Source organism: Psychrilyobacter piezotolerans, assembly GCF_003391055.1.
Classification (GTDB): Bacteria; Fusobacteriota; Fusobacteriia; order Fusobacteriales; family Fusobacteriaceae; genus Psychrilyobacter; species Psychrilyobacter piezotolerans.
Window position 1 is genome coordinate 140,051 of the sequence record NZ_QUAJ01000004.1, and the last position, 24,384, is coordinate 164,434.

Annotated in this window: 12 protein-coding genes; 5 read left to right on the forward strand and 7 right to left on the reverse strand. The window is 35.6% G+C overall.

Translation table 11 applies throughout. The features are described 5' to 3' along the window. Positions 1-4: 4 nt before the first annotated feature. Together DYH56_RS03830 and DYH56_RS03835 are read right to left on the reverse strand one after the other, a co-directional pair. On the reverse strand, positions 5-610 hold the full coding sequence (locus DYH56_RS03830) for an LA_2272 family surface repeat-containing protein (RefSeq protein WP_114641538.1): 606 nt from the start codon (positions 608-610) through the stop codon (positions 5-7). A gap of 133 nt (positions 611-743) precedes the next feature. Next, positions 744-1,301, reverse strand: a complete 558-nt coding sequence (locus DYH56_RS03835; protein WP_114641539.1) for a VC2662 family protein — start codon at positions 1,299-1,301, stop codon at positions 744-746. A gap of 338 nt (positions 1,302-1,639) precedes the next feature. Here DYH56_RS03835 and DYH56_RS03840 point away from each other — a divergent pair, with 338 nt between their 5' ends. From DYH56_RS03840 to recQ, 4 genes are all read left to right on the forward strand, one after another. Further along, positions 1,640-3,601 (forward strand): UvrD-helicase domain-containing protein, encoded by a 1,962-nt coding sequence (locus DYH56_RS03840; RefSeq protein WP_114641540.1) that lies wholly within the window; start codon positions 1,640-1,642, stop codon positions 3,599-3,601. An 11-nt stretch (positions 3,602-3,612) separates the two neighbouring features. After that, entirely contained in the window at positions 3,613-5,517 is a 1,905-nt protein-coding gene (locus tag DYH56_RS03845) for an SUMF1/EgtB/PvdO family nonheme iron enzyme (protein ID WP_114641541.1), read from the forward strand. Further along, positions 5,517-6,383, forward strand: coding sequence for a mechanosensitive ion channel family protein (locus DYH56_RS03850; RefSeq protein WP_114641542.1), 867 nt, complete (start codon positions 5,517-5,519; stop codon positions 6,381-6,383). The genes DYH56_RS03845 and DYH56_RS03850 overlap by 1 nt, the downstream gene beginning before the upstream one ends. Positions 6,384-7,363: 980 nt before the next feature. Continuing rightward, entirely contained in the window at positions 7,364-9,289 is a 1,926-nt protein-coding gene (gene recQ / locus DYH56_RS03855; RefSeq protein WP_114641543.1) for a DNA helicase RecQ, read from the forward strand. 157 nt (positions 9,290-9,446) lie between these two features. Here the strand turns inward: recQ and abc-f are convergent, their stop codons facing one another. The 3 genes from abc-f to hutH form a co-directional block, all read right to left on the reverse strand. After that, positions 9,447-11,033, reverse strand: a complete 1,587-nt coding sequence (gene abc-f, locus DYH56_RS03860; RefSeq protein WP_158539044.1) for a ribosomal protection-like ABC-F family protein — start codon at positions 11,031-11,033, stop codon at positions 9,447-9,449. 890 nt (positions 11,034-11,923) lie between these two features. Continuing rightward, positions 11,924-13,948, reverse strand: a complete 2,025-nt coding sequence (gene hutU / locus DYH56_RS03865) for a urocanate hydratase (protein WP_114641545.1) — start codon at positions 13,946-13,948, stop codon at positions 11,924-11,926. Between the two features lie 58 nt (positions 13,949-14,006). Then, positions 14,007-15,539, reverse strand: a complete 1,533-nt coding sequence (gene hutH / locus DYH56_RS03870; protein WP_114641546.1) for a histidine ammonia-lyase — start codon at positions 15,537-15,539, stop codon at positions 14,007-14,009. Positions 15,540-15,779: 240 nt separating this feature from the next. Here hutH and hutG point away from each other — a divergent pair, with 240 nt between their 5' ends. Continuing rightward, entirely contained in the window at positions 15,780-16,826 is a 1,047-nt protein-coding gene (hutG, locus tag DYH56_RS03875) for a formimidoylglutamase (RefSeq protein WP_199532966.1), read from the forward strand. Between the two features lie 38 nt (positions 16,827-16,864). Here the strand turns inward: hutG and DYH56_RS03880 are convergent, their stop codons facing one another. Further along, positions 16,865-20,395 carry a hypothetical protein gene (locus DYH56_RS03880; RefSeq protein WP_114641547.1) on the reverse strand — a complete coding sequence of 1,177 codons (3,531 nt, stop codon included), beginning with the start codon at positions 20,393-20,395 and terminating at the stop codon, positions 16,865-16,867. Then, positions 20,395-24,384: CLIPPER-2 domain-containing protein (locus DYH56_RS03885; protein WP_114641548.1), on the reverse strand; the 3,990-nt coding region annotated here is incomplete at its 5' end. The genes DYH56_RS03880 and DYH56_RS03885, both read right to left, overlap by 1 nt.

Consider the following 24,384-nt stretch of genomic DNA (forward strand, 5'->3'; position numbering starts at 1 on the left):
TCCCTTACAACCTGCCATCTACATTAAAAAATGGAAAAACCGGGAAGAAACCATTTTTTGCAAAGTTAATAAATCCCACCTGGACACCCTGTAAATCATTGGTGAAGTTGACAGCTCCCAATTGAAAAGTTGTTCTTTCAGCATAATTTACAAAACCAATATCAACTAAAGATTCTCCCTGGTTGAAATTGATTCCTCCTAAATTAACCGTGGATTTTCTCTGGTTAAAGTTAACTATTCCCCACTGTAAACCGTTAAAGTTGGTAGTATAGTTAACTCCACCTATAACCACTCCTGTAGACTGTCCCAGGTGGATATTTGCTATTCCTACCCCTACCCCTGTAAATGAATTATTTACCTTGTTAGCTCCAATCCAAAATGGACTTAACTGAACCCCTGTAAAATTATTCGTTTCACCTAATGCCAGAATATTTATGTCCAAACCGCTCATATTGGTGTTTTTACCATAAAGCAAGTTAAGCCTTACACCTTTTACACTTTGATCTGCCGGCATATTCGTCCCAGGTACTCCCAGTTGAAATGGAGTTTCTGCAAATGCCATGGTAGATATTAAAAATATCATTCCCAGTAAAATTTTAATTTTTTTCATCTTTGTCCTCCTAATTTATATTTTAAACATTATAGTATTATACTATGTATTTAAAAAAAATTATAGGCTGCCTAAACAAATAAAAAAAGTGTCTCTATTAACTTAGAGACACTTTTTCATAAAAATCTAAACTCTAGAATATTCTTCCATCGATATTAAAGAATGGGAATATTGGTAAAAATCCAGTTTTAGCTATGTTCACTAGACCTAATTGTACCCCTGTAAGATCATCTGTCATATTAACTAATCCCATTTGGAAAGTTGTACCTTGTGAGATATTAACTAAACCAAAGTCAACAGTAGTTCTTCCAGTAGAGTAGTTAACACCTCCAAGTTGTACACCTTTTACGTCATTACTCATATTAACCAATCCCCAAAGAACACCCTTCGAATCACCTTTATGTAAGTTTACTATACCCATTCCAAGACCGGTAAATGAATTATTTACCTTATTAGCCCCTATAAATCCAAATTGTAAACCCTTGAAATTATCAGTCTCTCCCAATGCAACCAGGTTAAAGTCAACACCACTTACATTAGCAGTCTTTCCATAAAATAAATTCAATCTCAATCCGCTGACATCTTCAGATTCCGGCACCTGATTTCCCGCAAAGTTAAACTGAAATCCAGTTGCAAACGACATACTAGATAACAAGAATAACATCCCCAATAAAATTTTCATTCTCTTCATTTCTCTTACCTCCTAAAAATAATTTATGGTTTTAAACTATGTACAATAACACTATACCGTGGATCCTATGTTAATCCTACATAAAAATAAAAAAATTATATCGTATTAATCCCAGTAAATATAGTGTAAAATAATATGTAAAAATCAAAAAATTTAGCCACCAATTAACACCAATCCACAGCGTTTGTTTTAATTATGTATTGATGTTTTGCGTTTACAGAGACCATAATAATATTAAGATGTAATTCTTATTTTCTTTAATATTCTATTTAAAATAAAGTATTTTGATGATTTTAAAGAAAAATTATGGCTGTATTTCATTATATAAGGGGGTTACCATGAAAATACTTATAGAGGGAGACACTAAATCTGGAAAAACAACCCTCCTGAAGAAAAAATATATTCAGATGATCAATGGCGGGATAGACTCCCAGGAAATTTTGGTACTCATTGCCAACAGGATGGAAGCCATAAAATTTAAAGAAAATTTAACTTTGGAATATTCGGGGGAAAATAGGATCTATTCCTATTTTGGATTTGTTCAGCATGAATTAAATAAATTCTGGCCGTTGATCCTAAAAAAAAGTAAAAAAATTCATAAACTGAATATATTACCGACCTTTATGACCTTTGAAGCCTCCCAGTGCCTCATGGGAAAAACAGTTGAATATTATAGAAAACAAGGGTTTTTAGGAGAATTGAATATTTCCAATGAAGATATCTCAAAAAAACTCCTCTCCAATATTCTGGATGCTTCCTTAAACAATCTGGTGTATACCAAGATTGGAGACAGATTAAAATCATTTGGAGAAGTCCACAGGGATGAATTATATGATCAGATGAATATAATCATCGATAAATATATGGAAAAAACTTTAGAGAACGGGAGTTTTGATTATGGAACCTCCATCTATCTATACAATAATTTTCTTTTAGAAGATGACTTCTACTTAGATAATTTTAAAAAAAATACCTCCTATCTTTTAGTCGACTCAGGGGAGATAGGGTCCATAGCTGAAGTCGATTTTATAGACAGGATAAAAGGATATCTAAAAGGTTTTATTATCACATTAAATACAGACGGCCCCTATGGAATTCACAGTTATTCCAAGGGATATTTGGAAAAAACAATAATAGATTCAGAATACAAAAGGATAAAATTAGACAGCAGAGATATAGAAACTCATAATTTTTTAAACCGGTTAGAGAAAAATATTTATTCCTATGAAACCATGGATGGGCTGCCAAACCTCCATCTGGATATAGAAAATGAGTATAAAAGTGAAAATAACAGAAAGGTTATTAAAAAAGTTTTAGAACTCCTGGATGATTCTGTATCCCCACTGGACATATCGGTAATTGTACCTCAAAATGACCTGGTATTGGAGTTTGCCCTGGAAAAGATAGGTCGGGAGAGGGGATTTAAATATATGAATATAGGAAGAAATGAGAGGCTTTTAGATAATCCCTATGCTTATATTTTGGTTATATCCAGTATATTATTCTATGAATTTAAAGAGATCGATTTAAATTTTGATGAAATCAAGGTGTTTTTCAACCTTGCTCTGGGACTGGATTCCATCAGAAGTGCTCTTCTAGCTAATTATATAGGGAGCCGCAGCAGGGATAGGTATAGACTGATAAATATAGACAGTCAGGAGATCAGAAAACGAATCCCTCAACAAAATATAGAAAAATATGATAAAATAAGAGATATATTTAATAAAGTCCCTAAAGACATTGAATTATATGATTTTTTTGAAATTATATATATTGAACTCATTGCAGGGGAAGAGGAGTTTTTTAAGAATATAAAGGGATGCAGGGAATTAATCGATTCATCTAAGAAATTTATTGAAACCCTTCATAATTTTGAAAATATCAAAGACCTCAACTATGAATTTATAAAATTTTTACGAGATGGAGCTAAAGCATCGGAGAGTTTAATAGAGTTAGATGAAAGGCTAAACGGAGAATACCTTTCTATATCCACCCCCTATGCCTACATAAATTCCGGGAGGGATTCAAAATATCAAATTTGGACAGATATAAGAAATAAAAATTTTATTCCCGATACAAAAAACATCCTCCAAAATTCATGGGTACTTTCTAAAACTTGGAAGGGAGGCAGATTCTCTGTAGAGGACCAGTTTTATATCGAAAAAATAAATACCATGGGGATCCTCCGGAGACTTATGAAATCTTGTCATGGGGATATATATGTGTACGGATCTAAATATTCCAGCGGAAGCCACGGGCAGGGAGGGCTTCTCTATGGTGGATTTAAAAAAATTAAATAGGAGAGACAAGTATGAAATATATAAGAAAAATCGGGATAATATTATCCTTATTAATATTGTTTGGGTTTTCATATGGACAGGATGATTTTAAAGCAAAATCTATGAAACTGATGATAAATAAAACCACAGCCCTGGCAGATGGGCAGGATGAAATAAAGATTACCTATAGGATAGAGGATGATAATGGTGTACCCCTTAGAAATATCGATAAAAAAGAGCTTAATCTTTTGATTAACGGGGTTGAAAGCAATGAATTTGTCCTGCGATCCAGTGAGAATAAAACTTTTGAAATAACTTTGATCTATGGAGGTCTCAGAGCTGAAACCAAAGTAAAATTTGTAAAAGAAAATAAAAAATTAAGAATATACCTGTCTAAAACAAGGATCTTGGCTGATGGAACCGATGAAATAATTATTGGAACCACAGATGATCAGGGGAATAAATGGAATGACAGGGTAACCCTCTATATCGATGGGGAAGAAGTTTCAACCAATGTATTTAAAACAAAAAAAACAGGGGAATATACCGTTGTTGCCAGGTCTGGAAAATTTGAAAGCGAGAAGGGCAAAATAACTGCATATGAAAAAATTAATGCTTTAAATTTAAAATCAGATAAGGTTAAGGTTCTTGCTAATGGAGTAGATAAAATAACCTTTACCCTGGAGGGGAAGGACCAGAATGGACTTAACCGTAAAATAAATGATTTTATATTAGTGGACATTCAGGGGAAAAATATATCTGAATCCGCAGCATTAACTACGAAAAATCCGGGTAACTACAAGATCAGAGCTGCCTATAAGGGAGAATATTCCAACTATATTACCTATAATTCTGAAGAGCCTAAAAAGTTCAGTGTAGTTTCATACTATCCAGTAAAGGAAACTATAAATTTAAACACCGAGATAGAGGTTGAGTTAAATACAGAAGTTAAAGACTATAGGAATGGTTTAGAAATTTTATTGAATGGTAAACCCATTCAAGGTATGATTACCTATGATAAAAATTCTAAATCCCTGCATTTTATTCCGGCCCATCCGCTGAAGTTAAATTCAAAATATAAGGTAAGACTAAAAAAATCCATTGTGGGAATAGATGAAAACAAGTTAAAAAATGATTTTACTTTTGAATTTGAGACCGTTTCCAGAAAAGATATAGATACAGTTAAGGTAGAAAGAGGATCCTTTATATTGGGAGACCAGACCGGGCAATTGTGGAAATTTTCCTCTCCTGTACAGGATGCCTTCATTGAATATGACTACCTTATTGGAAAAACACCGGTAACATTTGATATCTACGATCAATATACCAGAGATATGAAACTGCCTCTTGTAGATGATAATGGATGGGGACGTAAGACCAGACCTGTTATCAACCTGACCTGGTTCGATACCATAGGTTTTTTAAACTGGTTATCCCAAAAAGAAAACCTGCCGCCGGCCTATGATTCCGACGGAAATCTTATTGATTCCCATGGGAATAAAACCCGGGATATAACTAAAGTTATGGGATATAGACTGCCAACTGAGATTGAATGGGAATTCGCCGGGAAGGGAGGGGTAAGATCCAAACCTACCCTATTCAGCGGATCTAATGATGTAGGCGCAGTAGGCTGGTACTCTGAAAATTCAAAGGGTAAAACCCATGAAGTAGCCACAAAAATGCCCAATGAATTGGGAATTTATGATATGAGCGGAAATGTCTGGGAGTGGATAAATGACAATAGTGGTGTTTATTCAGGAATAGAGAGGATCAACAGTGTAGGTCCTAAAAATGGATCGTTAAAAATCCTCCGGGGAGGGTCATTTAACAGTATAATGAGTGATACCCAGCTGACTTTTAGAGATGAACTGTCTCCTAATACCAAGGATATATATTATGGATTCAGAATAGCAAGAACAATTAGGGAGGAAAGATAATGACTGAAAAAGATACACTTTTAAATAAAATATATGAGCTTCTCACCGATACCGACAGATTTGCAGTGCTTATCGAAAAATTTATTTTATTTACCGTACGTGCAATTATTGCGGTTTTGGTATTTATGGTCTGTAGAAAAATTATAAAGATTCTGATGAAAAAATATGACCAGCTGAATGGAAAAGATTCCAATAAGTCGCTCCAGACTTTTTCCAGATCGATCCTGAAATTATCCTTAAATTTTGCAGCAATTATGATTGCACTTTTAATAATGGGTGTAAAGCAGACTGCTTTTGTAGGACTTTTAGGGGGAGCAGTTCTGGGAATTGGTTTAGCTCTGAAAGATACTCTGGCAAATTTTGCCGGAGGAATCATCATAATAGTATTTAAAGCCTATGAGATCGGTGATTTTATAGAAATAGACGGACAAGGAGGAAGTGTCCACGGGATAAATGTTTTTGCTACAACACTCAATACCATCGATAACAAAAGGGTTTTAGTCCCAAATGGGCTGGCAGCTTCCCATCAAATTATAAACTATACAAAGAACAAGATGAGAAGGGTGGATCTTTTATTTGGAATTTCTTATGACGATGATTTTAAAAAAGCTATAAAAATATTGACGGAAATTTCAGAATCTCATCCTAAGATTTCACAGCAAATCGATAAGACCATCAGGTTGAGGGAGTTAGCTAATAGTTCGGTAAACCTTACCTTTAGAGTATGGTGTAAATCTGAAGATTATTGGGAAGTGTACTATGATGTTATGGAGTCAGCTAAACTTAAGTTTGATGAAAATAATATAACTATACCATTCCCGCAAATGGATGTCCACATGCATAAAACAGAAATAATTGATAAATAATAATAATAACGCCTTGTGCTTGCCTAATAAAGAAAAATAAAAAATAGTCACGAATTACACAAATTAACTCTAATTTATAAAGATTTAAAGAAAAGAAATAGAACGCGGATGTATGGATACATACATGGATAATATGGAGATAATCACAGTTTTTTATGTTCTAACCAAGAAACAAAAGAATTAACTCAGTGAACCTCAGAAGACTCTGTGTCTCTGCGTTGAAAAGATAGGTTCTAAAGAGTCCCTCTTTAATACGGGTTCATTTCTTATCTTAACACAAGAAACGAACCAAAGAAAGTCAAGAAGGTTTATAATTGTCTTTATAAGTAAGTCTCAATCGTCATTGTAGAAACATTACTGCTGAAGCGGAACGACTATAAACTTCGCTTAAATTTTTAATTTTGAAGGCTATGCTACTTTCACAATGATTACCCTACTAAGAGCGATATACAAACTAAGTCCCGCAACGTAGTGAGGACTGTAGCCCGAAAGCTCGTAGTTATTTTATCTCTACTCAGAAGCTATTTTCAAAATTTGAGCTTTTCTTTCCTCTGTTTCTTTTGCTCACCAAAAGAAACAGAGTCCGTTAAGGGTGACACCCTTAGATTTTAACCTTTTGTCTATTTACGAGTATCAAAATTAGATTTATTAAATATGATTTTTTCAATATCAAGGGAAAGTACGTCTAAATGGTAAAAGATTCTAAAGATTCCATCTTTAATACGGGTCTGTTTCTTGTCTTGACACAAGAAATAGACGAAAGAAAGTCAAGAAGGTTTATAATTGTCTTTGTAAGTAAGTCACAATTGTCATTGTAGAAACACTACTGCTGAAGCGGAACGACTATAAACTTCAGATTGAAGGTCTTAACTTAAAAACAAAAAAACTTCTGTGTTATAGCAGTAAAGCATATCATTTGTGTAATTCGTGACAAAAAAAGTTAGTTTTAAAAAAATATAAAGTAATAAAAGAGGTAGATTATGTTAAAGAAAGCTGAGAAAATATTGTTTCAATATTTTGGATATAAAAAATTCAGAACCAGCCAAGAGGAGATAGTCTCCTCTATTTTGGATGGAAGAAATCTTTTGGGGATAATTCCAACTGGCAGCGGAAAATCTATCTGTTATCAGATTCCGGCACTGCTGTCTCCTAAACTTACCATAGTTATCTCCCCCCTGATCTCCCTCATGAAAGATCAGGTAGATACCCTGAAGATATCCAATATCCCTTCAGCTTTTATAAACAGTTCCCTCTCAAAGGAAGAATATGTAGATATAATCAGGCAGTTGCGGCAGCATAAACTAAAACTCCTGTATATTGCTCCCGAAAGACTCCTCAATGCTAAATTTATAAACCTGCTGACCTCTCTCCAGATAGGAATGGTGGCTGTAGATGAAGCCCACTGTATATCCCAATGGGGACATGATTTCAGAAAATCTTATCTGGAAATCCCTAAATTTATTGAAAAACTGGATCAGAATATACAGATAACGGCATTTACGGCTACAGCTACCCCAAAGGTAAAGGAAGATATCATAGATCTGTTGGAGATGAGGAACCCCAAAATATTTGTAGGAGGGTTTGACCGGAAGAATTTATTTTTTAAAGTTGTAAAAAATGAAGATGCAGAATCATTTTTAGTGGATTATTTGGACACCCATAGAAAAGCTCCCGGAATCATCTACGCTTCTACACGAAAAGAAGTGGACAACCTGTATGCTTATTTGAGATTGAAGCATTTCAGCGTGGGAAAATATCATGCAGGGCTTACCGACGATGAGCGTAAAAAATTTCAAAATAAATTTATAACCGGTGATATCAGAGTTATGATTGCCACCAATGCCTTTGGGATGGGGATAGATAAATCCAATGTAAGATTTGTTATCCACCGGAATATACCCAAAGATATCGAAAGCTACTATCAGGAGGCCGGCCGTGGCGGTCGTGACGGGGGGCAGGCTGAATGTATCTTGATGTTTTACCCTGAAGATATCGGTACACAAGAATTTTTTATAGACATGAATAAAGATCTTTCTCCGGTATTAAAGAGGGATAAACTGAAAAAATTGGATAAGATGGTAGCCTATACCGAGATAAAATCCTGCCTGAGGGAATATACATTGAAGTATTTTGGTGACAGGAGGATCAAAAATTACTGCGGGAACTGCAGTAACTGTACCGGTCTAAAGGATGTGGAAAATAATACTGTGGATGCACAAAAGGTCCTCTCATGTATCGGCAGATCCAGGGAAAATGTAGGTGTCAGGATGGTTATCCGCCTCCTGTTGGGAGAGACAAGTGATAAAATCACAAGAAAGGGTCTGGATAAGATCTCAACCTTTGGAATTTTTAAAGATTACGACAAAAACCTGCTGGAGGAATTTATCAACTACCTCATCTCCGAAGGATATATAGATCAAACGGCAGGATCATATCCTGTGCTTAAATTAAATGAAAAATCATTTGATGTACTCAGTGGAAATATCAAGGTTCTCCGAAAGAAAAATGAAGTTGTATCCTTTGATTATTATGAAAATCCTGTCTTTGAAAGGTTAAATGAGGTACGGCGTAAGATAGCAGAAAAAGAAGGAATAGCTCCATACGTCCTTTTGTCCGATGTAACTTTAATGGAACTGGCAGACAAAAAACCTACCAACAGGTGGGAGATGTTAAAGATTAAGGGGATAGGCAACCAGAAATTTGAAAACTACGGACAAGGTTTTTTAGATGTTTTAATCACAGAGGCAGGGATTGAAAATTTAAAAAATAACGGATCTCAAGAAGCCCAAAAAGCCGATAAAAAATACCTGGTTGAAATTGAAAAAGTAAAACATCTGAAAGAAAGTCTAAACTTAGATGTAGATGTGGAGGAGTTAGCTCAGGCTATAAGTGAGATCTTTTTTTAAAGAGGCTGTCTCAATAGGATAGTAAAAAAAAGTAGCCTAGGCTACTTTTTTTTTATTAAAGCTATGTAATGATTCTCTATTTTTTTGCTTTTCTCTTCATCTTTTAATTGTTTAAAATTTTACCCATCTTTCTTTCATTCTATACTGATTCAGCCTCTTAATTCCCTTTCAAAGTAATAACCTTATTTGCTATTCTTTCTACAAACAGATCATCGTGCTCTATAAATAAAATAGTCGGATTATATTTTAATATGGCTTTTTCAATTCTTGTGCGGGTATGGAGATCCAGAAAATTTAACGGCTCATCCCATAAAAAAAAATCTTTCTCTAAATAGATATTTAAAGCCATATACAGCTTTCTGGTTTCCCCCTGACTGAGGAGGGAAGTATCTTTGCCGAGCAGGTTACCCCGGATATCAAAAGCAGCTAAAAAAGGAGTAAATGACTTAATGTCGATATTTAAATCCATCAGGAACTCTTCCAAGGTCATGTCTTTCGGCAGAAGCTCCTGGGGAAGATAACCTATATTTATTCTCGGATCGATAAATATATTCCCTGTAAATTTTATCTGGTTTAAAACAGCTTTAATAATACTTGTTTTCCCGCTCCCATTGGGGCCAATAATTGCTACTCTTTCACCACGGTCTATACTAAATGATAAATTTGATATGATTTTTTTATCTGCATAGCTGATATTCAGATTATCCACCCTTAAAACTTTTTGAGGCAGCAGCTTAATATCTTTAAATTTAATCTCATATTCTTTCTCAAAAAACTGGACTAATTTTTCTTTATCATCTATCTTATCTAAATATTTTCTTTCATAACTTTTAGCTGTTTTCATCATTTTTGCAGCCTTTCTGCCTTGAAAACCTTTGTCTAAAGCACCACGCTTCTTATCTTCGGTGGATGCTGCCCAATTTTCTTTTTGTTTCAAACTTTCCTTATCCCTGTTTATCTGATTTTTAAGTAAAATATTTTTCTTTTGCTCACTCTCTAATAACTTCAGATAATTTTCTTCAAACTTAAAGAATGTTGTGTTATAGATCTTAGCTTCCCTTCTGCTGTGCAGATGAAGGATATGATCTCCTACCGTATTCAAAAACTTCCTGTCATGAGATATACAGATGAAACCTCTCTTCTGATTTTTTAGATACTGTCCTATTAATTTTCTGGATTCAATATCCAGATGATTTGTAGGTTCATCTATCAGGGGAAAACTGTTTTTCTTCAAAAATAATGAGATTAACTGTATCTTCGTTTTTTCTCCCCCGCTCAAGGAGTTGTAAAACCGATTTAAAATATCGAGGTCCAAATTTATATTCAATAGCTCTTTTTCTATTAAACTTTCAATTTGGTAACCGTCTAATTCTCTGTATTTTTCCTCGACTTCCCCGTATTTAATCAAGTTATCCTGGGTTGGATCTAATAATAATTTTTCCATCTCATCTTCATAGAGTTTATAAGGCCCCAGGTTATCTTTAATAAAGTCCAATACCCTGGTACTCTCATTTACTTTCTGCTGGAAAGAAAAATTAAAAAATGTTTTATCACACTTTATTTCCCCGCCATCTTTAATCAGTTCACCATCTATTAACTTTAACAGTGTACTCTTTCCTCTGCCGTTTTTCCCATAAATTATAGTTTTCCAGGATGTATCGATCTCTATATTTAACTTACTGAATATCTCCTTATAGGGATTTTCATAGGAAAAACTTAAATTTGTTATATTTATTTTATTCAAAATATCACTCACCTCATATTAATTTATTTTAGGTAAATTAAGGCTATAATAAAACAGTGATATATTATTTTCTGCTTAAATTATAGTCCTATTATTGCAGTTTCCATATTTAAATCACCTCCCCTTATTATTTCTTGTAACTTTTTCAATATACTAGTTATTTTTTCTTTTGTCAATTAAAAAACATTATCATACAAAAACAGCAGACGGGCACATTCAAGAAACCTCCTCATTCTTATGGAATATTTAAGTGAACAAAGAAAAAAGATTTTTATCTGTGTAGATTAAAGGGTTTTCAGTGTATCTCAAAGAGATCCGTGTTCAAAGGATTTAAAAGAAATCGAACACTGATGCTGTCGCATACACGGAAGAAACTCTGATGATCGCTGGATTTTTGTTTTTGGGTTAAAACCAAGAGAAAGTATTTTAAATTTATGTAGGGGGTAATTCATGAATTACCCGTACGATAACATATTCCTTTCTCCCTGGCATTTAAAAATAATTTTCATTTTTCTTCGGAGAATCGCTATAGTTTTCTCTATTATTAGAGAAAACGCCAATAAGGAAGGAGTAAGAAGAAAGTTCCAAGGATTCCGCCCTTGATACGGCCCCTTTCTTGTCTTGATACAAGATAAGGGGGAAAGAAAATCAAGAAGGTTTCTTACACTTCCTCGTTATGTTTTCCCCTAAATGGGGAAGACGAAGCAATAACCTCTGTCACAATCGTCATTGAGAAACACTACTGCCGAAGCGGAACGACTATAAACTTCGGATTTTAAAAGTGTTAATCATTACTGCTTTGGTTTCTTTTTTGGAAGAGAAACCATAAAAAAGAAGAGTGAAAGAATCTAAAAAGAGGCAGACCCCATTAGGATCTGCCTCTCTAAATTCTAGTTAAATTTCTTAGCTACTAAATTTTTAATCAAATCTTCATTTGGAATATAAGGCAGGGTAATATGGTCCGTTCCTACATTATTTTTATTGTATTCCATAGATGTAGTGATGGAGTTCTTATTTCTAGCCCAAGCACGTCTGGCCACTCCTCCCATTACATCCCACGGCATAGCCTGATACAGGATGTCGTCGACTCTCTTAGACCCGTCTAACACCATTCCAAATCCACCGTTGATGGATTTTCCTATACCTACTCCTCCACCATTGTGAAGAGCTATTAAACTCATTCCACGAGCCGCATTTCCGGCAAAACAATGGGTAGCCATATCTGCCATTATATTTGATCCATCCTTGATATTAGAAGTTTCTCTAAAGGGTGAGTCTGTTCCTGATACATCATGATGATCACGTCCAAGCATGATAGGACCGACCTCTCCATTTCTTACCATTTCATTGAATTTCAATGCAATGTTGGTTCTTCCCATGGCATCCTGGTACAGGATTCTGGCCTGGGTTCCTACTACTAATCCATTTTTATCGGCGTCTCTTACCCAGATATAGTTATCTCTGTCCTGGTATCTTCTGTTAGGATCGATACAGCTCATAGCAGCTGCATCTGTTTTTAAAAGATCTTCTTTTTTTCCGCTCAGGCAGACCCATCTAAATGGCCCGTACCCGTAATCAAATAACTCAGGTCCCAATACATCTTCTACATATGAAGGATAGATGAACCCGCCTTTATCGTCCCTGCCATTTTTAGAGATCTCTTTTACCCCGGCATCATAGACAGATTTTAAGAAAGCATTTCCATAGTCAAAGAAATACGTACCTTGTTCAGTCAATCTTTTTATCACATTGTAGTGACTTACCAGTGTAGTATTTACCAATTCTATAAATTTATCTTTATCCTCTGCTAACAGCCTGGTTCTCTCTTCAAAAGAAATTCCCTGCGGGCAGTACCCACCGTCATAAACTGCATGACAAGAAGTCTGGTCAGACAGTAGATCAATATTTATATTATTATCTGCAGCATATTCCAATAAGTCCACGATATTTCCATGGAATGCTATTGCAGCAGGCTTTTCCGCTTTAAAATAAGCTTCTACCTGATCAAAAGCCTCCTTAGGAGAACTAGCTATACTGGATACCCACCCCTGGGAATGTCTAGTTTCTATCCTTGAATAATCTACCTCTGCTATTATTCCCACACCATTTGCAATCTCAACAGCTTTACCCTGGGCTCCTGACATTCCTCCTAATCCGGAAGTTACAAACAGTTTACCTTTCAGGTCTCCATCCTGAGGTACTCCTAAAAATAATCTACCTGCATTTAAGATAGTGGAATAAGTCCCATGAACTATCCCTTGAGGCCCTATATACATCCATCCACCGGCAGTCATTTGACCATAGTTTGCTACTCCTAATGCCGCTGCCCTGATATAGTTTTCATCGTCGTCAAACATCCCTACCATAAGTGCATTTGTAATAATAGTTCTAGGAGCAGAAGGATGGGACCTGAATAATCCCATTGGATGCCCGGACTGAATCACTAAAGTCTGGTCTTGAGTTAACTCTTCCAAATATCTTTTAATTAACTGATACTGCATCCAGTTCTGGCATACCTGCCCGGTTTCCCCGTAAGTTACCAGTTCATAGGGATATAAACAGATATCAAAATCTAAGTTGTTATCCATCATTACCTGGAATGCTTTACCTTCCATACATTTCCCTTTATACTCATCGATAGATTTCCCGGATAATCTACCTTCTGGTCTAAACCTATACCCGTAAATTCTTCCAGTTTCATATAATTCTTCCAAAAATTCAGGTGCTAATTCAGCATGAAATTCCTCTGGTATATATCTCAACGCATTTTTTATAGCTAATTCTACCTCATCTTGAGACAGTGTAAGACTTCTTTTAGGAGCTCTTCTGTATTTAGAATCAAATTTAGGAGTTTCCTTTGGTATATCGGTTAATTTTATAGTCATTGCATCTTTTATGTCGTTATTTGTAAACATTATGATTCTCTCCTTTTATTAGTTATAAATTTTTTTTACCCTTGTTTTTTATTAAAAATTATAATAGTTCCCCCACTACTTCCTCTACCCTGTCTATCATCTCTTTATTAGAAATTAGTTCATAGCACTTATTTATATATTTATACATAACCACATCTTCATTGACAAATTTTACGTCTTCCCTGATAAAATTATAGGCAATTTCAGTTCCCCTACCTAGGAAATTTTCCTCTCTCAAGTCGATAGCCTGACAAGCTCCTAAGATCTCCATAGCTATCACATGTCTTGCATTTTTCATGATCTCTCTGGCCTTTCTTCCTGCAATTGTTCCCATAGATACATGATCCTCCTGGTTTGCAGAAGACGGGATAGAATCCACCGAGGCAGGATGAGCTAACACTTTATTTTCCGATACCACCGAGGCAGCACTGTACTGAACGATCATAAATCCAGAATGCACCCCTCCAAATTTAGTTAAAAATGCCGGCAGTCCATTGCTTAAAGCGGGATTTACCAGTCTTTCCAGTCTTCTTTCAGAAACATTGGCTAATTCTGCCAGTGCTATTCCCATATAATCCAGTGGCAGCGCCATAGGCTGTCCATGAAAGTTTCCTGCTGAGATAGATTCCTCTGTTTCAGGGAAGATCAACGGATTGTCTGTCACAGCATTTACCTCTATCTCTATTTTTTCCTTTATGAATCTAAGGGCATCCTTACTTGCACCATGGATTTGCGGCATACATCTCAGGGCATATGCATCCTGAACTCTTAAATCTCCCTGTTTGGTAATCATCTTACTTCCATCTATTAAGTTTAAAAGGTTTTTAGCAGTATCTATCTGACCGCTGTGACCCCTAACTTTGTGTACCCTAGGATCCAATGCACATTTTATTCCAGTAAGAGCCTCCATAGTCAGTGCTCCTGCAATATCAGCTATCTTAGATAAGTTCAATGCGTCATAGATAGTCAAAACTCCCACAGCTGTCATAGCCTGAGTCCCGTTAATCAATGCTAATCCCTCTTTAGAAGTCAAGTATGGCAGTGGTTCTATCCCTGCCAGCTCAAGGGCTTTAACACTATCCATCCTTTCACCCTTATAGAAAGCCTCTCCTAATCCAAGCATAGTTAATACCATATGTGATAGGGGTGCCAAGTCTCCCGAAGCTCCCAGAGATCCCTTTTCAGGAATTACCGGATGTACCTCTTTATTTAAAAGTTCTATTAATTTTTCTACAGTTAACAATCTGATACCGGAATTCCCCTTTGTCAATGAATTTACACGAAGGACCATCATGGCTCTTACGATCTCTTCAGCAAATGGTTCTCCTACTCCGCAAGCGTGACTGATGATAAGATTTCTCTGGAGGTCATTTGTCTCTTCCTTTGAGATAACTACATCGGAAAATTTACCAAATCCAGTTGTGATACCATAAGATACCTTCCCTTCAGCAACAAATTTATCCACCACAGCCCGGGCTGTATTTATCCTCTCTTTTGCACTATCACCTAATTTCACCTTAAAGTTAAATCTGGCTACATTTACTATATCCTCTATGGACAATTTTTGATTTTCAATTAATATCTTTGACATTTTTCCCCCCTCGTATTTCTTTGCTACTCCTTTATTACTCTATTTAAATATGAAAGTCAACCGAATAGTGCTAAAATAACACGATTTCTACATTAATAGTGAAAATAAATATGTCAGTTAAAAATTGATTTTTAATGAAAAATAGAGTAAACTTTTGTTAGAAAAATAGTTTGAATTTACTAAGAGGTAATTCATGAATTATCCATACAGTTTGCCACAGGCATTAGGAGGAAAGAAAAATTGGAATCTTTAAAGAAATATAAATATATAAATAAGGAATTTTTTAGAAACTACCGAAGGGTAAAAAAAAATGTATGGACGGGACGAATTGACGGACAGGATCCTGATTCTCTCAGATGGCATCAGACTATTGAAGTGATCGACCTGGAAGACAACTTAGAAGATCTTAAATTTAAAAATGCAGTCTGTTTTATTGGATTTTCCAGTGATGAAGGGATTGAAAGAAATAAGGGAAATGTAGGAGCTGCAGAAGGTCCCAATTCCATACGTCGTGAGATGTGTAATTTCCCTAAAACCAGGGAAGATGTAACCCTCTACGATGCTGGAAACATATTTTGTATAGATGAAGATTTAGAAGGTGCTCAAAAAGCCCTTTCTACAGCAGTATCCAAGATCATAGCCTTGGGGATGTTTCCAATAGTCTTAGGAGGGGGACATGAGGTGGCTTTTGGTACTTATAATGGAATCTTAGATGTGGTATCCAGATACCAGAAGAAACCGAAAATCGGGATAATAAACTTCGATGCACATTTTGACATGAGACCTTATGAGGAACAGACTAGTTCTGGTACCATGTTTTTACAGATAGCTAACCAGTGTAAAGAGCGGGAATTAGATTTCTCCTACTTTGTATTGGGAATTCAAAAATACGGAAATACAAGATCCCTCTTTAAAACAGCTGATAAATTTGGAGCTCAGTATATCTTAGCCCGGGATATCAATGACTATAAGGAACTGGAAGTAAAAAATAAGTTAAATATGTTTATAGAGGAAAATGATCATATATATGTAACCGTATGTACAGATGTATTTTCATCTGCATATGCTCCCGGAGTAAGTGCACCCCAGCCCTTTGGGATCCATCCAAAATCCGGCAGGGAACTTATAAGGCATATTGCAGGTACTGGAAAAACAGTTAGTTTTGATATAGCCGAGGTATCTCCAAGATATGATTCTGGAAATATCACCTCTAAACTGGCAGCTATTTTAATCTTTGAGATAATAGATAATTTAGGAAGATTTTCATTGAAAATAGAGGAGAAGTAATCCAATATCAAAAAGGAGGAGCCGAGCTCCTCCTTTTTTTAAAGTTTTCCTATAAAGTTTATAAACCATCCCTTTGCGTCATAATCCCTCTTTGTCAGATCATCATCAAAAGAAGTAAAGTTATATCCTACTCCAACCTTCATATTATTATTAACATGATATTGAACAGAAACAAGACATCCCTCTGACATATCCTCTGCATCTCTGGATACAAGCCAGTGGTACTCTCCCATAATATCCCATTTTTTAATAATGTGGTAAAGGCCTTTCACAGCATAGAGTTCCGTAGAGTTGCTAAACCAGTTCCCATCATCTCTGCCCTCTCTGAGCATAGATCTTTTATAGGCTACTTTTCCTCCTAAACTCCATTTTTCATTGAGATCATATATCTCTTCAATTGCAAAAATATGCGCTTTTTCATCGTTAACAGATTCATCCTGTCCCTCGCTAGGAAGATCATATAAATAAGTGTATTTACTGATTATATTCAACCTGTCACTCCATACAGGTCTATAGGCTGCACCAATACTGAGTTCTGCAAATCTTGCATCATTTTTATTGGAAACTTCGTCTTCTGTGTAAGAAAAATTTCCCTTACCCTGAAAGGTCCATTCATTGTTGAAAACATATTTCAATCTATTGGCTGTAAGCCACTGATGTTTCTTTTCATCCTGCCCTTTATCTCTTCTATATTCCAATTTATTTCTTAAGAAGATCACTCTGGCATCATAGGACGAAAAAAGACTCACACTACGTCTTCTTATTACATCATCTTTTTTATCGAGGTCTCCCTGTTGGTAGGAAATTCCTGTTCTGAGCTTTTTTGTAGCATCAAAGTCCAGCCCATAACTTTGAATTAATCCATTTCCATCTGCATCGCTGTTAACAAATTGATTTTCCTGATAGACATTGTATCTTTCGCCCATTTTAGCTTTTTGTCCGAAGGTGAGAGTTTTTCCCCTTTCACCTTCATCTTCAGACATGAGGTAGTTCACATACATATCATGATTTTGTCCAAAGGAATAGTCCAATCCTGCCTGAACAGAATCTCCTCTGGATCCCTGACTTGACTCTAAATCAACCCTCAGTTTATCTCCTAACTTTGTCTTTCCACCTAGGGTTATCATATCATTTGTTTCATAATCCCCATCTTTATAGAGGGTTCCCTGGAGAGCTGTATACAGGGAAGTCGAAGGAGTAAAGAAATATTCTCCCTTGATTCCTCCAAGAAATCCGTCTCCCTTTTCATCTGCATCCTCTTCATGGTTTCCCTTAAGTTCTGTACTTAGGAGAAGTTTTTCATATCTGTAGTAAGCTGCTGCTCCTAAGTTTTTTTCCTCTTCTTTTTCATCGGTAACAGCTTCTGAATAATCATAATAAAACTTCAATTTCAGTTTTTTAGAATACTGATAGGTAGCCTTAGCTCCATAATTAAGTTCTTCCCGGTCATCCTCAAGACTTGAAGTTGAAAATCCTTTTTCTTTTTTTCTGTACCAGCCTTCAGCAAGTACATTATCACTGAGCCCTTCACTCAGATCTGATAATCTGGTTTTCCCCTTCACTGAGTAAGCTTTTCCGCTTTGATTTTTTTCATTTTCATTTATTTCTCTAAATGAGAGTCCTCCGTCGTCGGAGTAGAACTTGCTTCCGGATTCCCGTCCTTCACTCTCTGCTACTTCCAATCTCAAAAAAGTATCTCTAGTTTTTCTGAGAATCATGTCGGCTTCCTTGAGAGTATAATCTAAATCATTGTCATTTCCCTCTACATAGGTTCCCCCTGCATAAATTCCCTCATTAACCCAGGTTCCCCCTCTTATCCCGCCGGAAAGGTCATCATCAACTGTTCCTGTAGAATAAAATTCATAATCGGTTCTCAGATAGGCTTCCTTCCCGTCTAAAGGGTCATCTTTTATTATAGAACCATCCTGTCCATCCTTTACTATTTGCATAAGGGGTCTTGAAAGGATTATCCTCCCCTGGAAATATTCTATTTCATAGTCTTCTCCACCTGTAAGGTATAGGTTTTCCACTACCAGACCGGTTTTTTTATCCTTTATCTCCACCCAGACTTTTTCACTTCCGACTACCATATCTGTATGCTTCAGGTAGTAGAGACTTCCCCCAGTTCCTAAAAATGAATCATGGGCAAATATTGTCCCCGGCTGAGAGATAAAGGCTTTTAAACTATTTTTATCTTCTCCCCATGGGGTACTTTTTCTGCTTCTCAAATCTAATTTTGCCCCATAAAGACTTCTGTTATAGTTGGCAAATTCAGTCCCCGTAAATCCGGTGTTATAGTTCCCCCATATAAAGTTATTTTTATCCCACTCCAACTTCAGATAAAGTTTCCCCTGGGTATTAACATCACTGTAGGTTGTAGATTCATCCCCATAAGTTGTGTAATACATGTCCCTCTGTATATCCCTGAAGACACTTCTATTATCCCTTTCATCCAAATTGCTGAATATATTTTTCAGTTCATCTTCCCTGGTATCCATATGGGCAGTAAGGAGGTATTTTTTATATCTGTTTTTAGAATAAAAAGCCACTCTGCCATCGGTATAAAAAGATTCATCATAATGATGGTCCTTTGAAAGGATCTCATCGTTTCCGGAAACATTATATTTTCCGCTCTTTACATCGGCGATCCCCACAATAAAATTATATTTATCCGGAACCTCTATCTCCAATGGATAGTGAAATACTTCCTCTTTATCGATAATTCTAAGATCCAAAATATGAGCTCCTGGAGAAAAATGTTCTTCAAAGGCAAATTTCCCATTTTTATCAACAGGGATCTCTTTTTTCCCCAAGTAAAGTTTCATATCTTCTTCAAAATCACGGCCATAAAACCTTACCTTAGCAGCATCTAAAGGAATATTATGAATGAGGAGGGCACTTCTTCCATAAATTTCTCCTCCCTCTTTTCTTCTTTTACCTTTTTCCTCTGCCGGGGTGTTCTTTTCCCATCTTTCTTCTGTAACAACTTCCATAGATTTCAATAAAGTTTCATCAAAATTACCCTGTCCATCCCAGACTTTAACCCTATATTCAATCTCATCCCCGGGAAAAAATTCCTTAGGAGGAGTCCATAATATTTTTTTAGAAAAATCAATATCAGTTCCTTCAATATTTATAAAAGGGGTATCTTCACCTCTTTTGTATATCTCTATTTCCCATTTTTTTATAAATTCACTGTAGTTGGTATAAATTTTAAACCAGCTTTCCATCCCTGGAACTATTTCTCCCCTTTCAGAAGTAATATTCAGCTTAGGAGATATTGTCACCGGGTCTACAACAGCCCATAAAAGACCCTTGTTATTTTCAAGCTTTATCCTGTTTCTGTATATCACATCTGTTCTTCTATTCTGCTTCATTCCTTCAAAAGTATTATTTTCTATCACTGGCTTTTCCTCACCATTTGATATCAATTCCACATTATAGGGAAGTTGTTTTTCAACGGGAGATTCCTCAAAATCTCCCTGTGTAGAAACAACGGTTTCCGCTAAAGCATATACTCCCAATAACATAAGAAAGATAACAGCCATAAATATTCTTTTTTTATTCATTATCTTTCACCTCCAGAGAGGTCTGTAACAATTTTTACATTAGAAATCATATCTTTCCCCATTATTTTTTCCAACTCTTTCTCAATAGATTTTGCTCTTTTTAGTGCCAGAATCTCATTATATTTATTTGATGCCCGGCTGTCAGTATTTCCTTCTACCACAATAACTCCACCCCTATACTCAGTAAGGAGCAATGATATTTTTTTTAGGTTATCTATCTGATCCTCTCTTATATTCCATTTATCTGTTGGAAAGAATACACTTCCAATTCTTACTTTTATCTCTTTTTCCTTAACTCTTCTTTTTACTTTGGGAATTTTTACTCCGAAGTTAAACTTTTCCATAACCTTGGTAAGAGTTTTTACCCTTGGATTTTCTGTAGTAAACTCTGTCCCTGAAGGCAGGGTAACCTTATCTACTTTAATAATAAAGTTTTTACCCCTATCCGGGATATCATCTATGCCGTCTACATGATATCTTCCAAACTGATCGGTTTCAATTACTAATCCTTCCACTGTGGCAAGTCTTACCCCTGGAATTCCCTCTTCTAAAATCCCGTTATTTCTTATCTCTATCTCTTCAAAGTAGTCACTTTCATCTATCTTTAAAGGTATTTGTTTCATGACTTCCTCATCATACTCTATAACGATCTCCGTTCTTCTGTTAAGCTGTCTTCCACTGCTTGTTCTATTGCTTCCTTTAGGATTTTCAGCACCTTTTCCCTCTATAGCAAAGATCTCTTCCGAAAGATCTAACTTCATTGAAAGGTAGTCTTTTAAAGTATTAGCTCTTGCAATAGACAACTCATAATTGTTTTTATACTCTGCTCTTTTAGAAAGTCTTTGAGAATCAGTATAACCTACAATTATTAATTTAAGATTCTTTTTATTACTCGATTTTTCCAGATATTGTTTTAATTTTTCATTTTCACTATCTCTGATATCGGCATATGCTGAATCAAAATATATAGGTTCTATAAAATTCTCTATCCTTACTTTTTTAAGACTCTTAACATCCTTAAGTTCTTCCCTGTATTTAGGGTCTTTTATTACTCTTCTGACTACTTTTAGATCGACACCTGTAAGGTTTCTATTCCCACTATGGTTTCTTAAAATCTCACCTGTGGATTTTAAAATAATATTTGATCCCTCTTTTGATTTAATCAGGACATCACCTATTTTTTTAGGATCTTTTATTCTTCTTCTTAAAATTACCTTTTGAGCTCTTTCACTCTCGTCTCCCCTTCCTTCAAGGTTTCCTAAAATTAATTCTTCAGACTCTGAAGAAATTCTCCACTCTTCATCTCCATTTTTTACAGAACCATCTAGGTAGTTGTCTTGAGAAGAAAGGGTCTCCACTCTGATGTCATAGGCATTGGCATCGTCCTGCCAGCCGTCATTATCCCTGTCATGGAAGACTTTTCCTATTATTACCGTACTATTAAATAACGGATCATTTATAACTTCCACACTGGCTTCACCGATGTTAGACAGGTTTTTTCCAGACATATTTTCTACCCATGCTTTATTTTTGTAAGATCCAGGTTTTACTCCTGTTCCAATTCTCAAAATATAAGTTATTTCAATTTTTTTGTCTTCTACAAGCTCTAAATCATTGAAATAAATGGTTCTGCCCTTAATATCTACATCAGCATCATTTCTATCTACCTTTCCAGATCCTTCGGCATATTTAAATCCAGGAGGCATCATATCTTTTAAACTTAAATTTTTAAGTACCGTTCCTTTATTTCCCGATAAATTTTGAACAGTTATCTTATAGCTGATCAAGTCTCCTATGGAAACCCATTTTTTCTTAGCTGTTTTGGTTACCTTTATCTGAGCCTCTTCCACTTTAAGGGTAGCCTCAGCCTGCACTTCTAAATTTTCTCCTGCTCTTACTGTATTTACTACTTCTCCCTTTGAGATGCTGTCTTTCAGTCTTCCGACTACAGTATATCTTTTAGTTTCTCCAGCCAATAGTACTATTCCATTCTCCGAAAGATCTTTTCTCAGGTTGATTTTAAGGAGTGATTCAGGTGTTTTTGATGTTCCTGATTCCCATGTCCAGCTTTCAAAAGCCTTAATTTCACTGACCTTATCCTCTATTTTTATATTTTTTCCAACAACTGCAGAAGTATTTTCCAGAGTGATGTCATAAACTACTATATCTCCCGGATAAAATTCATCGTTCTTATTCCTGATCTCCTTCGAGAGAGTATATGTAGGTTTAGCAACTTTCAATACCACTTTATTGGAACTTTTATTTATAGGAGCAATTGATCTCCTCAAACTTTTAAGAAGTGAAGTTTTTTGAAGTGAAAGATAAGCTTCATTTGGAATCGTATCATCCTGGTCTACCTTTTTTTCTTCATAGCTGAATCCCACCATAAATTTTAACTTTATCGTTTCTCCTGCCTTTATTTCAGGCAAAATTACTCCATCCTTTAAATCATTTCCAGTTAATTTTTTTGCATCAGACGAAACATATTTATATGAATTATTTTTATACAGGTATAACCCCTTATAATCATCTGATACCAATACATTTACAGCATTTACCGGTGTCGGATTAGTTATGGAGATAGTATACTCAGCCTCCTCACCATCATCTACTATCCCGTCTCCCCTTTCAAATCCATCTCCTCCTAGATCCTCAACCTGAAGTTTTATGTCTAGGTCTAGACTTGAGATTGAAATAACAGGGATTTCAGCTGTAGCATCTTTACTCTCTTTTCCATAAGAGATCCTTGCTGTATTTTCTATCTTTTCTCCCGGCAATACATCTGCTGGATATGAGGCAGTCATTTCAAAAGCTACTTCAACTGATTTACCCACCGGGATACTATCCAATGTCATACCTGTTTTTAAATTCCCCTGATATGATGTTCCTTTCACTTCCAGATTTTTAGGTTTTTGTCCATAGAAAAATCTTGAAGCTAAAGTATCAATCAATTTAGAATCAGTTATTGTAATATTGGAGTTATTATTAACTGTTATAATATATTTCAATCTCTCATCAGTTTCGGCTTTATCATTTCCATTATCATCCGATACAGTTTTCTGTATTGATAAGTCTACTATAAATATTCCATTTACTGTTGCTGGTTCTGTTTTAGGTGTTAATGCTACATCTTTTGAATCTTTTGCATTAAATATTGCTGGATTAACTATAGTTCCTGCATCTAAATCCGCCTGCGTTATTGCATGCGTTACTGTTCCTGTTGCTGTTTCGCTAGGTACTAACTCTGTTTTATCTAATATAATTCCATCTACCTTATTCGTATCTGTTATTACTATATCTTTTAAAGTTCCTGTACCAGTATTTTTCAGAGTCACTGTATATGTTACTATGTCTCCGACCTTACTGTACTCATTTACTACTTTTTCTCCATCCTTTATCTCTGGAGTATTTGTTACTGTAAATTCATTTGCTACCTTTCCTTTAGCTGTTACTGAATCCTTTTCAGTTAGTGGATTACCCTTAGGATCTGTTCCTGTAAATGTCGCTGTATTTTCTACCTGCCCTGCATCTACATCAGCCTGCGTTACTGTATACTCTCCGCTTCCTTTTGTCGTTTCTCCTGGAGCAAGAATACTTTTATCCAGTACTATACCTGCAGTTATCTTAGGATCCGATACAGCGAGAGTGTTTAAAGTCGTATTTCCTGTATTCTTTACACTGAAATTGTATGTTATCTTATCTCCTGCTTTTGTATACTGAAATTCCTCTGTTCCTGGAATCGTCTTATGTACCTCTATACTTGAAGCAATTACTCCATTTACTGTTGCTGGTTCTGTTTTAGGTGTTAATGCTACATCTTTTGAATCTTTTGCATTAAATATTGCTGGATTAACTATAGTTCCTGCATCTAAATCCGCCTGCGTTATTGCATGCGTTACTGTTCCTGTTGCTGTTTCGCTAGGTACTAACTCTGTTTTATCTAATATAATTCCATCTACCTTATTCGTATCTGTTATTACTATATCTTT

Coding starts and splice junctions, on each gene's coding strand:
- hutU (WP_114641545.1), bottom strand. CDS start 13,948: ATGTTTACAAATAACGACATAAAAGATGCAATGACTATAAAATTAACC.
- DYH56_RS03845 (WP_114641541.1), top strand. CDS start 3,613: ATGAAATATATAAGAAAAATCGGGATAATATTATCCTTATTAATATTG.
- DYH56_RS03840 (WP_114641540.1), top strand. CDS start 1,640: ATGAAAATACTTATAGAGGGAGACACTAAATCTGGAAAAACAACCCTC.
- DYH56_RS03850 (WP_114641542.1), top strand. CDS start 5,517: ATGACTGAAAAAGATACACTTTTAAATAAAATATATGAGCTTCTCACC.
- DYH56_RS03835 (WP_114641539.1), bottom strand. CDS start 1,301: ATGAAGAGAATGAAAATTTTATTGGGGATGTTATTCTTGTTATCTAGT.
- recQ (WP_114641543.1), top strand. CDS start 7,364: ATGTTAAAGAAAGCTGAGAAAATATTGTTTCAATATTTTGGATATAAA.
- DYH56_RS03830 (WP_114641538.1), bottom strand. CDS start 610: ATGAAAAAAATTAAAATTTTACTGGGAATGATATTTTTAATATCTACC.
- DYH56_RS03880 (WP_114641547.1), bottom strand. CDS start 20,395: ATGAATAAAAAAAGAATATTTATGGCTGTTATCTTTCTTATGTTATTG.
- hutH (WP_114641546.1), bottom strand. CDS start 15,539: ATGTCAAAGATATTAATTGAAAATCAAAAATTGTCCATAGAGGATATA.